Source organism: Zunongwangia sp. HGR-M22 (assembly GCF_027594425.1).
Lineage (GTDB): Bacteria > Bacteroidota > Bacteroidia > Flavobacteriales > Flavobacteriaceae > Zunongwangia.
On the sequence record NZ_CP115159.1, the window covers coordinates 2,072,443 to 2,085,883 of the forward strand.

A 13,441-nucleotide genomic window follows, 5' to 3' on the forward strand; every position below is an offset into this window, starting at 1 on the left:
CATGGATGATAATTTTTCACCAAGAGTAAAAGATGTTATTGCGTACAGTAAAGAGGAAGCTTTAAGATTAGGGCACGACTTTATAGGTACAGAGCATCTAATGCTCGGGTTATTGAGAGACGGTGACGGGAAAGCCATAAACATCCTAAATGCTCTGGATATTGATCTAAGCCATTTAAGACGAAAAGTAGAGATTTTAAGTCCTGCTAATCCAAATATGACCGCAGTTTCTAATGAGAAGAAGAACCTGCACTTAACAAGACAGGCGGAACGCGCTTTAAAAACTACGTTTTTAGAGGCTAAATTGTTTCAGAGCCCAAATATAAATACGGCACACCTGTTATTGTGTATTTTAAGGAATGAAAACGATCCCACCACTAAATTGCTTAATAAACTTAAGATCGATTATGATGGGGTAAAAGATCAATTTAAATTTATGATCGCAAACGACGACTCAGATTATACACAAGGTCCAGCAGCAGAATCATTTTCTGAGGATGATAGCACAGATGATGCTACCAAGGATAACCCGTTTAGTGGAACAGGTTCTGCCGGTGGCGGAGGTTCTACCGGAAAAACCAATAAAAAATCTAAAACTCCGGTATTAGATAATTTTGGTAGAGATCTTACAGCAATGGCAGAAGCCGATAAGCTAGACCCTGTTGTTGGAAGAGAAAAAGAAATAGAGCGTGTTTCTCAAATATTAAGTAGACGTAAAAAAAATAACCCTCTTTTAATCGGAGAACCCGGTGTTGGTAAATCTGCGATAGCAGAAGGTTTAGCGCTAAGAATCGTTAAGCGAAAAGTATCTAGAATACTTTTTGATAAGCGTGTGGTGACTTTAGATCTTGCAAGTCTTGTTGCGGGTACAAAGTATCGCGGGCAATTTGAAGAGCGAATGAAAGCAGTGATGAATGAACTTGAAAAGAATGACGATATTATTCTTTTTATTGATGAAATTCATACCATTGTAGGAGCTGGCGGCGCAACAGGAAGTTTAGATGCAAGTAATATGTTTAAGCCTGCCTTAGCCAGAGGTGAAATTCAATGTATTGGTGCTACCACATTAGATGAATACCGCCAATATATTGAGAAAGATGGTGCTTTAGAGCGACGTTTCCAAAAGGTGATTGTAGAACCAACATCTGTGGAAGAAACCATCGAAATTCTTAATAATATTAAGGATAAATATGAGGATCACCATAACGTTGAATATACTCAAGAAGCTATAGAGGCTTGTGTGAAGTTAACTAATCGTTATATGACCGATAGATTCCTTCCAGATAAGGCTATTGATGCTTTAGATGAAGCAGGATCACGTGTTCATATCACCAATATAGATGTTCCTAAACAGATTCTTGATTTGGAGCGTAAACTTGAAGAAGTTCGTGAAAAGAAGAACACTGTTGTTAAGAAACAGAAATATGAAGAAGCAGCAAAACTTAGAGATGATGAGAAAAATCTTGAAAAAGAGTTAGCAATCGCTCAAGAGCGTTGGGAAGAGGATTCTAAAAAGCATAAAGAAATTGTTAGCGAGGACAGTGTTGCTGATGTGGTTTCTATGATGACTGGCGTACCGGTTAATAGAATCGCACAAACAGAATCTAACAAACTGGTTGAACTTCCTAAAAAGATTAAGGGGAAAGTCATTGGACAAGATGATGCTGTTGCTAAAGTTGTGAAAGCTATACAGCGTAATCGCGCCGGACTAAAAGATCCTAACAAACCAATTGGTTCATTTATATTTTTAGGTCAAACAGGGGTAGGTAAAACACAGTTAGCTAAAGTTTTAGCTAGAGAGCTTTTCGATAATGAGGATACACTCATAAGAATCGATATGAGTGAATACATGGAAAAGTTTGCCGTATCTAGATTGATAGGTGCACCTCCGGGATATGTTGGCTATGAAGAAGGTGGACAACTTACAGAGAAAGTTAGAAGAAAACCTTATGCTGTAATTCTTTTAGATGAGATCGAAAAAGCCCATCCAGATGTATTCAATATGATGCTACAGGTGTTAGATGATGGTTATCTAACAGATAGTCTTGGTCGAAAAATTGATTTTAGAAATACGATCATCATCATGACCTCTAATATTGGTGCAAGAAAACTCAAAGATTTTGGTCAGGGCATTGGATTTGGTACTCAATCACAACGTGCACAGGCTGATGAAAACACTAGAGGCGTTATCCAAAACGCGCTTAAGAAAGCTTTTTCGCCAGAGTTTTTAAATAGAATTGATGATGTAATTGTATTTAATGCTTTAGAAAGAGAGCATATTCACAACATTATTGATATTGAACTTGCAAAACTTTATGGAAGAATTGGTGGTTTAGGATACGAACTTAAATTATCAGATGATGCCAAAGATTTTATTGCTGAAAAAGGTTTCGATAAACAATATGGTGCTAGACCATTAAATCGTGCAATTCAGAAGTACATCGAAGATGCTTTAGCTGAAGAAATAATTAATTCTAAAATATCTGAAGGTGATGTAATCGAGATGGATTATAAAGAAGGCGATTCAGAATTGTCAATTAAAGTTCAAAAAGGTAAAGATAAAGAGGAATCTGAACCGAAAAAATAAAATAAAAATCTTTAATGATTAAAAAAGCCTCATGTTTCGTCATGAGGCTTTTTTATTGATCTGTAATGATTAATTCAAATGGTTATTTATTCGAAATAATGTTCTAATAGATTTTTTTAATCGCAGTAAAGGGGAATATATTTCAACATAAATAATCCTCAGAATTGATAAATTCTTCCAAAAATATTTTAGATTGTTTAATAAAAGGAGCCATCATAACGTCCTCCTTAACTATCGGAACTTCTTTTCTAAAATTGGTTAAAGTTTCTTGTATTTTTTCTGAAGAATTTAATTCTTTTCTAAAATGTAATGCTTGTGAAGCGTTGAAAAGCTCGATAGCCAATAAAGAATCTACATTTTCCATAACTTTGGTAAGTTTTGTAGCCGAATTAGCTCCCATACTTACATGATCTTCCTGTCCATTTGAAGAAACTATAGAATCTACAGAGGCTGGGGTACACAACTGCTTATTTTGGCTAACGATACTTGCCGCGGTATATTGTGGAATCATAAAACCACTATTTAAACCAGGATTCTTGACCAGAAAATTAGGTAAACCTCGCAAACCAGACACTAATTGATAAACCCTTCTTTCAGAAATATTACCAAGTTCGGCTATAGCTATCGCTAGATAGTCCATCGGTAAAGCCAAAGGCTGCCCATGGAAATTGCCTCCTGAAATAATTTTGTCTTCTTCTACAAAAACATTTGGATTATCGGTAACTGAATTAATCTCTGTTTTAACCGTTTTATGCACAAAATCTATAGTATCCTTTGTCGCCCCATGCACTTGTGGCACACATCTAAAGGAATAAGGATCCTGAACATTTTCTTTTTCTCGACTAGCTAATTGACTTCCTTGTAAAAACTCCCGAATTCTTTGTGCTGTTTTAATCTGACCTCTATGAGGTCTAACCAAATGAACCAACTCGTCGAAAGGAGATAGATTACAATCGAAAGCGTCCATCGATACTGCACTAATAAAATCGGCACAATAGGATAATTTATAAGCTTTTATCAAAGCATGGACAGCGTGAGCACTCATAAATTGTGTTCCGTTTAATAATGCTAAGCCTTCCTTAGATTGCAATTTTACTGGCTGCCAGCCATATCTATTTAAGATTGTAGCCCCACTAATTACATTTCCTTTATAGTACACTTCTCCTTCTCCAATAATAGGTAAAGCCAAATGTGCAAGCGGCGCCAAATCGCCAGAAGCTCCTAAAGAACCTTGCTCATAAATAACAGGTAAAATATCTTCGTTAAAAAAATCAATCAAGCGTTCTACGGTTTCTAAGGCAACGCCGGAGTTTCCATAGCTTAAGGATTGAATTTTTAACAGCAACATTAATTTAATAATTGGTTTTGCTATTTTTTCTCCTGTTCCGCAAGCGTGCGATTTCACTAAATTTTCCTGTAAAACTGTCAATTTTTCAGGAGTTATTTTTATGTTACATAAAGCACCAAAACCTGTATTGATGCCGTAAACGGGAACACTCCTTTCTTTTAATTTTTTGTCAAGATAATTTCTAGATTTTTTAATATTCAGTCTAGCTTCATCACTAAGTGCTAGTTTTTTGCTACTATCGATGATATCTCGAATATTTTCTAAATCTAAAATCTTTGAAGATATATAATGCGTATTTTCCATTTAATGGATTTGTTTTTTAATAGTATCAATTTGCTGTAGTATGCAAAATTCCATATTCAAAAAATTGAATCCAAATTTTAAAATTTTTAATGGGACTTTCAGTTTTAGACTCTCGTAAAGTCATTAAATGGTTTTGTATATTTCAAGCTTAATCGGCAAATAAAGATTGATATGCAGCTCCCATATTTTCAGCAATATCACCAGAAATAAGTGCCTGGTAAGATTTATTTTCAGCAACAATATCGCCGGATAGTCCATGAAGATACACCCCAAATATTGCCGCAGCTAAAGGTTCGTATTGTTGGGAAATTAACCCGGCTATAATTCCTGATAGTACATCACCACTACCTGCGGTGGCCATTCCCGGGTTTCCACTATTATTTATATAAATCTTCCCTTCTGCGCAAGTAAATGTATGAGATCCTTTTAGAACCAAAATTATATTATGTGTTTTGGTAAATGTTTCTATTTTCTCAAGCTTATCAAAATCATCCTCCCATTCCCCTATCAAACGCTCTAATTCCTTTGGATGCGGAGTCAAAACTGATTTTTTCGGAAGAAGATTTAGCAATTCTTTGTGCTCTGAAAGCATATTAAGCCCATCGGCATCAATTAGCATAGGTTTATCGATATCTTGAAGCAGCTTTTTAAAAGCTTCAACGGTTTCGGGATCTTTCCCTGCTCCCATTCCAAAGCAAATTATAGAAGGCTCCATACCATGATCGATATTGGTTAATTTTTCTTCGTTTTTATCTGTGATCACCATGGCTTCTGGCAAAGCAGTTTGTAAAACTATATATCCACATTTAGGTACAAAAGTACTAACCAATCCTGCTCCTGTTCTAAGTGCTGCAGTGGTACTTAATACAACACTCCCTATTTTACCATAGCTACCGCCAACTACAAGCGCGTGACCATAATTTCCTTTATGCGAATTTGTTTTACGAGGCTTATATAAAGCTCGAGCTTCGTGTTTGCTTATAAGATTAGCATTTGTTTTTTCAGAATTAAGAAATTCTCGGTCTAGGCCAATATCCAAAACCTGTAAATCCCCTATATAATCCATAGTTTGTGGTAAAAAGAAAACAAGTTTAGGTGTTTGAAAACTTATTGTGAAACTGGCTTTAATTAGTTGGTCTTCTTTCCCAGGAATTTTGTCTGAAAACAATCCAGAAGGCATATCGATAGCCAAAATAAAAGCTTTCGTTTTATTTATGTTTTTCACTAAATTAGCCACCCAACCTTCTAAAGGTCGATTGAGACCTATCCCGAAAATCGCATCGATAATAAAGTCGTTTGTATTCAATTCTGGGAAATCGCCCTCATCTTTTATATATTCTGGCCAATCGTTTGTAGTCTCTTTTAAACGATCATAATTCACTAAAAAATCATCAGATCTTTTATCGGTATAATTCACTACAAAAACTTTAACGTGGTAACCTTTTTCAATCAAAAGTCTGGCTATCACTAGTCCGTCTCCTCCGTTGTTGCCTACACCACAAAATATTTTTATGTTTATATCGGCATTTTGAAGTCGCTTATGTATTTCTTCAGTAGTTAAACTCGCTGCTCTTTCCATTAATTCCGTAGAAGTAATATTTTGGTTTTTAATGGTAATGTTGTCTGCTTTTTTTAGCTGCGCTGCAGAAAAGATCTTCATAAACGATGATATTTAAAGGTTTTTCTCAAATATAACACATAGTCTAAGTATAAAATAAGGTTTGACATTTCCTTCACAATTTCATGGAATCTATGGTCAGTTCAGGCTTAATTCTATAAATTTGCAAAAATTAAATAATTAAGATGAAAGAAGTAGCACTAGCTGAAAAACATAAAGCTCTTGGGGCAAAGATGGTTCCCTTTGCAGGTTATAATATGCCTGTTTCTTACGAAGGTGTAAACGCAGAACATCAAACTGTTCGTGAACATTTGGGAGTTTTTGATGTCTCGCATATGGGAGAGTTTTTAGTCACCGGCGAAAATGCTTTAGAACTTATTCAGTCAGTTACTTCTAACGATGCTGCAAAATTGGTAGATGGGCAAGCACAATATACCTGTATGCCCAATGAAGATGGTGGTATAGTGGACGATTTGATTATTTACAGATTTGATGCCGAAAAATTTTTGTTGGTAGTGAATGCTGCTAATATCGAGAAAGATTGGAATTGGATAAGTACGCACAATTCTATGGATGCGCATTTAACAGATTTAAGTGATGATATGTCTCTTCTAGCTATACAAGGACCAAAAGCTGCAGAAGCGATGCAATCGCTAACCAATGTAGACTTAAGTGCTATGAAGTTTTATACTTTTGAAGTGGCAACATTTGCAGGCATGGAAAAAGTAATTATTTCGGCTACAGGTTATACCGGTAGCGGCGGATTCGAGATTTATTTTAAAAACGAATGTGCTGAAGAAATCTGGAACAAAGTAATGGAAGCCGGTGCAGATTATGGTATTAAGCCAATAGGTCTTGCTGCTCGTGATACACTACGATTAGAAATGGGATTTTGTTTGTACGGGAATGATATCGACGATACAACTTCTCCTATTGAAGCAAAATTGGGTTGGATCACAAAATTCAATAAAGAGTTTGTAAATTCTGAAGCTTTAAAAAAGGAAAAGGAAGAAGGCGCTAAACGTAAACTTGTTGCGTTTGAACTTGATGAACGAGGCATCCCAAGACAGGGATATGAAATCGTGAATGAAGAAGGAGAAGTTATAGGAAATGTTACATCGGGTACCATGTCACCTTCGTTAGAGAAAGGTATTGGTTTAGGTTACGTAAAAACTGAATATGCAGGTTTTGGAAAGAAAATTAATATTCAGATACGTAAAAAAGCAATTCCAGCTACACAGGTGAAATTGCCCTTTTATAAAGGATAAATTTATTTGGAACGTATTTTAATTTTAGGAGCTAGCGGCTTTATTGGCAATGCCATATATAAAGAGCTACGCTCCTTTTTTGATACCCACGGAACATATTTTAGAGATAATCCCGGTTTAGAAAGTAACCATCAGTTTCATCAATACGATATGGAAACTGATAGTTTAGATCTTTTACTTTATAATCTTAAGCCAAGTATTATCATCTCTGCAGTTCGGGGTAGTTTTGCTATGCAACTGGCACTGCATTATTCTGCAATTAGTTATATTCTTACCAATCCTTGCAAGCTTATTTTTTTAAGTTCTGCCAATGTGTTTGATGCGTTTACCAACTATCCAAGCTACGAATATGATAAGACTTTATCCCAAAGTGTGTACGGTCGATTTAAGATTAAAATCGAAAATGCTTTACTTCGGCTTCCAAATGATAAATACAATATTTTAAGATTACCAATGGTTTTTGGGCAAGGCTCTCCAAGAATTAACGAGATAAAGGCTTTATTAGACTTAGGAGAAGCTATAGAAGTTTTTCCAAACGTGGTTATTAATGTTACCGAAATTAATAAAATTACGCAGCAAATTCATTACATCATAAATAGAAAGCAACAAGGAGTTTTACATCTTGGTAGTAGTGATTTGGTACATCAAAAAGATTTTATACAAGATGTTTGTGAAATTTTGGGTTATGAAAATCCGCTTTTTAAAAATGTATACGATAGCAACGAAGATCGATATTTAGCTGTTTTACCAAAAGACAACCTCTTACCGCCTAATCTTCAGATTAATGTACAGCAAGTAGTAGAAGCTACCATTAAAAAATAGGTTAATCTTATATTAAACCGGCGCTATCATCCTGTTTTCACTTTTAGTATTACTAAATTGAATAACATAATTTAAACATTACAATAATGGAAAAGCTAACCGAAGATCAAATTCATAAAAAACTAGAATCCTTACAGGGCTGGACGTACGCAAAAGATGCCATTCATACTTCTTTTCAGTTTGAAGATTTTAAAGATGCTTTTACAGTGATGACAAGAATCGCTTTTGAAGCTGAAGCTTTACAACATCATCCTAATTGGGCAAATTCTTTTAATGAATTAGAAATTTCACTTTCTACGCACGATGCGGGCGGCGTAACAGCTAAAGATTTTGAAATGGCAAAGGCAATAGAGGATATTGTAGAGGCTAAATAACTTTAAAAAACAGTTTAAAAAAGCAATATTTTAGAAAGCTCCTAATTTGAAATCATTTTAGGAGCTTTTTTTATATTTTTGCCCGGATTTCATTTTTATTATCATGGGAAGAGCATTTGAATTTAGAAAGGCACGTAAGATGAAACGTTGGTCGGCAATGGCCAAAGCCTTTACTCGTATAGGAAAAGATATTGTAATGGCCGTAAAAGAAGGCGGGCCAGATCCAGACGCTAACTCTAAGCTTAGAGCAGTTATACAAAACGCGAAGAGCGTTAACATGCCGAAGGACAATATAGAAAGAGCGATCAAGAGAGCATCAGATAAAAGCCAAGGGGATTATAAAATTGTTCTTTTCGAAGGTTATGCTCCACACGGGATTGCTATTTTGGTTGAAACCGCTACAGATAACAATAACCGAACTGTTGCTAATGTTCGATCGCATTTTAATAAATGTGATGGGAATTTGGGAACTTCAAGATCTGTAGAATTTATGTTCGATCACACCTGTAATTTCAGAATAAATGCTGAAGGACTTGATGTTGAAGAATTAGAGCTTGAATTTATTGACTACGGAGCTGAAGAAGTTTTTGAAGATGAAGATGGAATACACATCTACGCGCCTTTCGAAAATTTTGGAAGTATTCAGAAAGAATTAGAAAATCAAAATATAGAAATTATCTCTTCAGGATTTGAGCGAATTCCTCAGGTAACAAAACAATTAACACCAGAGCAAGCTGCAGATGTAGAGAAACTTTTAGAAAAATTAGAAGAAGATGATGATGTACAAAATGTATATCATACCATGGAAGAATCTTCTTCAGAAGAATAATATACTTCTTCGAAAAATTGTAAAAGTCTTGTTAGTTACTAATTAACAAGACTTTTTATTTATAGATCTCTATTTCTTTTTCTCAGCTTTATACATAAAATAATGGTCCAGTGAATATTTTCCTGCACCTGTATAAAATAGCAATAGATACGAAAGCAAATACAAAAACGGTAATTCTTGTTTTGCCATACCATCTGGCATATGTACAATTATTGCCGCAATGCCCATCGTAATAATAAGTGGTATCGTAGCTATTCTAGTGGCTAGTCCTAAAATAATCATCACAGAACATACAAATTCGGCTAAAACTGCAATTGTAAACGTTAAAGTTTGGCCGGCACCCAATGGATCTGCAAAAGTTATTTCATCCTCGGTAAAAAAAGTGATTAATTTCGGTATACCGTGGAAAAGCATCAATATCGACATACCAATTCTAAATATAAGTAATATAAAATCTAGTTTTGGAAGGTTTAAGCTGGTGGTGTAAGTGTTTTTCATAAAGTAGATGTTTTTTCTGATTTGATTTTGGAAATAACTTCTGATACTGTTTCAGGAATCTCTTTATTCACTTCTACCTTAATAGCATTTTTAGGTTCTTCTAAAGTTTCGAATTGAGATTTTAATAATTCGGGTTTAAAATAATGTCCCTTCCTAGCCATCATGCGTTTGTAAATAAGCTCATATTCTGCATATAAATAAACAAACACCACATATTCTTTTAAATTATGGGATAGTGCCGCTCTATATTTCTTTTTTAAAGCCGAACAAGCTAAAACAGCACCTTCATTATCCTTCCATTTCTCGATATTTTCAGCCAAAGATTTTAGCCAGGCTTTTCGATCTTCATCATTTAGGGCTATACCTTTTTTCATCTTTTCAATATTCGCTGCTGGATGATAATCGTCGGCATCAAAAAATGGAATCTCGAGCGTACTGGCGATTTCCCTGCCGATAGTTGTCTTTCCACTTCCAGAGACTCCCATTACAATATATACTTTCATATTTAATATGTGATTTCGAGAATTTCGAGTGTTCGTGTTTCGTTTCCTAATTTAAATTCTGTTGTATCTCCTATTTTTAAACCGGTCACCGCTCTAGCTATAGGTGCTACAAACGCAATTTTTTGTTTTTTTACATCAGCTTCATCCACTCCTACAATTTGAAATTCCTGAATACTTCCATTGGAATGATTTTTCAATTTTATTTTTGCTCCAAAACGTACTTCATCTTCAGGTTGTTGATTTGGATATATAATTCTAGCGGAAGCTCTACGCTCGGCCAATAATTTTAATTTACCATCGATAACTGCCTGCGCCCTGCGCTTTTCGGTCTCATTATCTTCAGGTAATTTTGTACGTTCTCGCTCTAAATCATGTTTTTCATTTTCTAAAGCTTCAAAACCTAATGGAGTAACATAATTAGTTGCTCCTACCGGTAATGCAGCTCTTGGTGGTATTACCGGAGCTTCTTCCTGATCTTCCTCTTTTACAAACCCTCTACTCATTTCATTTTCTTTTTCTAAATATAGAAGATACGAAATTTATCACAATTACTAATTCGTGCACTTATTTTTAAATCTGTTGTAAAAAAGAAGCTTAATTTTGCTGAAATTGATAGATTTCAAAATTCATGAAAAAATTACTTGTTATTGGATATGTTTGGCCAGAACCAACTTCGTCTGCGGCAGGAAGCCGAATGCTACAATTACTGAAGTTCTTTTTGGAAGAAAATTATCACATTACTTTTGCAACAACAGCCACAACTTCAAAATATGCTTTCCAATTAGAATTATTAGGTATTGAAACCGCTAAAATCGAATTAAACAATTCTAGCTTCGATAATTTTCTTTTAGCATTGGATCCTAAAATTGTACTTTTCGATCGGTTTATGATGGAAGAGCAGTATGGTTGGCGGGTGGATAATCATTGTCCAAATGCGCTTAAAATTTTAGATACAGAAGATTTACATTTTTTAAGAAACGCTCGAAAAAAGCATTTAAATTCTAATCTCACATTAGAAGGAATAATACTAAATTCTGATTTGGCAAAACGTGAAATTGCGTCTATTTATCGTTGTGATCTTAGTTTAATTATTTCAGAATTTGAAATGGAATTACTTAAAACTCTTTTTAAAATTCCAGTTGAAATTATACAATATCTCCCCTATTTATTATCTGAAGCAGAGATCAAAAAAGCAGATTCTTCGCCAATTTTTTCAGATCGTAAAGATTTTATGTTTATAGGTAATTTTCTACATGAACCTAATTGGGATACCGTACGCTATTTAAAACAGAGTATTTGGCCAAAAATTAGGAAAGTTTTATCAAACGCGCAATTAAACATATACGGAGCTTACCCAAGTGAAAAGGTTTTTAATCTTCAGAATAAAAAAGAAAGTTTTTTAGTTCATGGGCGCGCAGGAAGTGTTGACGAGGTCATGCAAAAGCATAGAATTCTGCTCGCTCCTATCCAATTTGGTGCCGGTCTTAAAGGTAAAATGATAGATGCTATGCAAAATGGTTTACCGTCAATTACAACGAAAATTGGTGCCGAGGGAATTTCAAAAAACAATGATTGGAATGGATTTATTTGCGACACTGAAGATGAAATTATCCAAAAATCAATTCAACTTTATACTGACCAAAAACTATGGTTGGAGAAACGGCAATACGCTGAATCTATTTTAAAAGATCGATTTTCAGCATCAAAGTATATTCCTTTTTTAAAAACACAAATCAATAATTTAGAGACAAATATAAACGATCATCGAAATAAAAACTTTACAGGTAAAATGCTGAAATTCCATAATAATAGAAGTACTTATTTTATGTCGAAATTTATCGAAGAAAAAGAAAAGAATAAAAAATCAGAAACAATTTAAGAATATCAAAAAAGCCGCTTGAAAATAATTTTTCAGCGGCTTTTTTTTGCAAAAGAACTAAAATCTAAACCATCTGAGTGGCAAAACCTTCACTAAAAAGTTTTTGATTTAAACTTCTAAGAGTATCAATTTTATTTTGAGTATCAACTAAAATCGAAATATTATTGCTACTTCCGCCATAGCTTATCATACGTACAGGGATATCATTTAGCAATTCAAACAATTTATAAGTAGATTTATCTTCGATCACAGATTCTCCAACAACACATATTATACTTTGATTACGATCTACGGTAATTTCACCATAGGCATTTAATTCTTCAAGAATTTGGTCTAGGTTACTCGTATTATCTATCGTTAGCGAAATAGCAATTTCAGAAGTAGTAATCATGTCGATAGATGTTTCGTAATTATCAAAAACATCAAAGATTTTACGAAGAAAACCATGCGCCATTAGCATTCTATTTGATTTTATTTTAATGGCGGTAATATCATCTTTTGCAGCAATGGCTTTTAATCCTTTACTTTTAATTTCTGAAGATATTCTTGTTCCTGTTTTCTCTGGTGTAAATGTATTTTTCAGAAAAATTGGGATTCCCTTACTAATTACCGGTGATACTGTTTGTGGATGAAGAATTTTTGCTCCAAAATAAGCTAACTCCGCGGCCTCTTCAAAAGTCAGTTCAGAAATTGGATGAGTTCCCTCTACATGGCGTGGATCGTTATTATGAAAACCATCAATATCGGTCCAAATCTGCACCTCTGTTGCCCGCACTGCAGCACCAAGTATAGTTGCGGTATAATCACTTCCACCCCTTTTTAAGGTGCTAATTTCGTTTCTCTTATTGATACAAACAAATCCCTGAGTAATATATAGATCGGCAGTTTGATTTGAAATGTAATCGTCCAAAAGTTTCCCAACCTTATCGGTATCTGGATTTTCGAGGTTATGAACTTCCATAAATTCTTTAGCATCCAACCATACGTTGTTTATACCTAAAGATGTGAAATATTGAGATACGATAAAAGTAAGCATGGTTTCTCCATAAGTTACTATTTCAGCATAAACAACCTCGGTATATTCCTTATTTGCAGAAAGTAATAAATCTTGTAAACGACCCGAAACAAAAGTTTTAGTTTGCTTATTTAAGGTTTCATCATTTATCAATTGATCGATAGCTGAAAAATGGCGATCCTTAAGTTTATCTACGATATCCTGAACTTCTTCAGTTTTATTAGCCTGAACAAGATTAGATATTTCTACGAGCTCATTTGTAACACCACTCATTGCAGAAAGAACTAGTATTTTTCTTCCCTCTTCACCTAGAGCGATATTTTTTACATTCTGAATACTTTGAGGAGTACCAACTGATGTACCACCAAATTTTAAAACTTTCATTGCTATACTTTTG

12 protein-coding genes are annotated in these 13,441 nt (G+C 34.4%); 6 read left to right on the forward strand and 6 right to left on the reverse strand.

What is annotated here, in order from left to right; translation table 11 throughout:
• Window position 1: 1 nt before the first annotated feature.
• Window positions 2-2,587 carry an ATP-dependent Clp protease ATP-binding subunit gene (locus PBT91_RS09030; protein WP_270058158.1) on the forward strand — a complete coding sequence of 862 codons (2,586 nt, stop codon included), beginning with the start codon at window positions 2-4 and terminating at the stop codon, window positions 2,585-2,587.
• A gap of 142 nt (window positions 2,588-2,729) precedes the next feature.
• Here PBT91_RS09030 and hutH read toward each other — a convergent pair whose 3' ends face one another.
• Complete coding sequence (gene hutH, locus PBT91_RS09035) at window positions 2,730-4,238, reverse strand: histidine ammonia-lyase (RefSeq protein WP_270058159.1); 1,509 nt, start codon at window positions 4,236-4,238, stop codon at window positions 2,730-2,732.
• A gap of 148 nt (window positions 4,239-4,386) precedes the next feature.
• Complete coding sequence (locus PBT91_RS09040; RefSeq protein ID WP_270058160.1) at window positions 4,387-5,898, reverse strand: NAD(P)H-hydrate dehydratase; 1,512 nt, start codon at window positions 5,896-5,898, stop codon at window positions 4,387-4,389.
• 143 nt (window positions 5,899-6,041) lie between these two features.
• Here PBT91_RS09040 and gcvT point away from each other — a divergent pair, with 143 nt between their 5' ends.
• The 4 genes from gcvT to PBT91_RS09060 all read left to right on the forward strand — a co-directional run bounded on the left by gcvT (window position 6,042) and on the right by PBT91_RS09060 (window position 9,149).
• Entirely contained in the window at window positions 6,042-7,124 is a 1,083-nt protein-coding gene (gcvT, locus tag PBT91_RS09045; protein WP_270058161.1) for a glycine cleavage system aminomethyltransferase GcvT, read from the forward strand.
• Between the two features lie 6 nt (window positions 7,125-7,130).
• The gene (locus tag PBT91_RS09050; protein WP_270058162.1) at window positions 7,131-7,946 is read left to right on the forward strand and encodes a sugar nucleotide-binding protein; all 816 of its coding nucleotides are present in this window, start codon (window positions 7,131-7,133) and stop codon (window positions 7,944-7,946) included.
• A gap of 86 nt (window positions 7,947-8,032) precedes the next feature.
• A complete protein-coding gene (locus PBT91_RS09055) occupies window positions 8,033-8,320 on the forward strand; it encodes a 4a-hydroxytetrahydrobiopterin dehydratase (protein ID WP_270058163.1) in 288 nt (95 codons plus the stop codon).
• Window positions 8,321-8,423: 103 nt separating this feature from the next.
• Entirely contained in the window at window positions 8,424-9,149 is a 726-nt protein-coding gene (locus PBT91_RS09060) for a YebC/PmpR family DNA-binding transcriptional regulator (RefSeq protein ID WP_270058164.1), read from the forward strand.
• Window positions 9,150-9,218: 69 nt separating this feature from the next.
• On the opposite strand, the gene PBT91_RS09065 is transcribed toward PBT91_RS09060, so the two are convergent.
• From PBT91_RS09065 to PBT91_RS09075, 3 genes are read right to left on the reverse strand one after another with little or no spacing between them, the layout of a single operon-like run.
• Window positions 9,219-9,647 (reverse strand): DoxX family protein, encoded by a 429-nt coding sequence (locus tag PBT91_RS09065; RefSeq protein ID WP_270058165.1) that lies wholly within the window; start codon window positions 9,645-9,647, stop codon window positions 9,219-9,221.
• Window positions 9,644-10,150, reverse strand: coding sequence for a gluconokinase (locus PBT91_RS09070; protein ID WP_270058166.1), 507 nt, complete (start codon window positions 10,148-10,150; stop codon window positions 9,644-9,646). The genes PBT91_RS09065 and PBT91_RS09070 overlap by 4 nt, the downstream gene beginning before the upstream one ends.
• Before the next feature lie 2 nt (window positions 10,151-10,152).
• A complete protein-coding gene (locus PBT91_RS09075; RefSeq protein WP_270058167.1) occupies window positions 10,153-10,653 on the reverse strand; it encodes a GreA/GreB family elongation factor in 501 nt (166 codons plus the stop codon).
• 125 nt (window positions 10,654-10,778) lie between these two features.
• Here PBT91_RS09075 and PBT91_RS09080 point away from each other — a divergent pair, with 125 nt between their 5' ends.
• Entirely contained in the window at window positions 10,779-12,029 is a 1,251-nt protein-coding gene (locus tag PBT91_RS09080; RefSeq protein ID WP_270058168.1) for a glycosyltransferase, read from the forward strand.
• A gap of 64 nt (window positions 12,030-12,093) precedes the next feature.
• On the opposite strand, the gene PBT91_RS09085 is transcribed toward PBT91_RS09080, so the two are convergent.
• Entirely contained in the window at window positions 12,094-13,428 is a 1,335-nt protein-coding gene (locus PBT91_RS09085; protein WP_270058169.1) for an aspartate kinase, read from the reverse strand.
• Window positions 13,429-13,441 lie beyond the last annotated feature (13 nt).

What these genes read in the sequence shown, in the direction of transcription:
- PBT91_RS09030 (WP_270058158.1), top strand. Translation starts at nt 2, where the DNA reads ATGGATGATAATTTTTCACCAAGAGTAAAAGATGTTATTGCGTACAGT.
- PBT91_RS09065 (WP_270058165.1), bottom strand. Translation starts at nt 9,647, where the DNA reads ATGAAAAACACTTACACCACCAGCTTAAACCTTCCAAAACTAGATTTT.
- hutH (WP_270058159.1), bottom strand. Translation starts at nt 4,238, where the DNA reads ATGGAAAATACGCATTATATATCTTCAAAGATTTTAGATTTAGAAAAT.
- PBT91_RS09085 (WP_270058169.1), bottom strand. Translation starts at nt 13,428, where the DNA reads ATGAAAGTTTTAAAATTTGGTGGTACATCAGTTGGTACTCCTCAAAGT.
- PBT91_RS09055 (WP_270058163.1), top strand. Translation starts at nt 8,033, where the DNA reads ATGGAAAAGCTAACCGAAGATCAAATTCATAAAAAACTAGAATCCTTA.
- PBT91_RS09075 (WP_270058167.1), bottom strand. Translation starts at nt 10,653, where the DNA reads ATGAGTAGAGGGTTTGTAAAAGAGGAAGATCAGGAAGAAGCTCCGGTA.
- gcvT (WP_270058161.1), top strand. Translation starts at nt 6,042, where the DNA reads ATGAAAGAAGTAGCACTAGCTGAAAAACATAAAGCTCTTGGGGCAAAG.
- PBT91_RS09040 (WP_270058160.1), bottom strand. Translation starts at nt 5,898, where the DNA reads ATGAAGATCTTTTCTGCAGCGCAGCTAAAAAAAGCAGACAACATTACC.
- PBT91_RS09080 (WP_270058168.1), top strand. Translation starts at nt 10,779, where the DNA reads ATGAAAAAATTACTTGTTATTGGATATGTTTGGCCAGAACCAACTTCG.
- PBT91_RS09060 (WP_270058164.1), top strand. Translation starts at nt 8,424, where the DNA reads ATGGGAAGAGCATTTGAATTTAGAAAGGCACGTAAGATGAAACGTTGG.
- PBT91_RS09070 (WP_270058166.1), bottom strand. Translation starts at nt 10,150, where the DNA reads ATGAAAGTATATATTGTAATGGGAGTCTCTGGAAGTGGAAAGACAACT.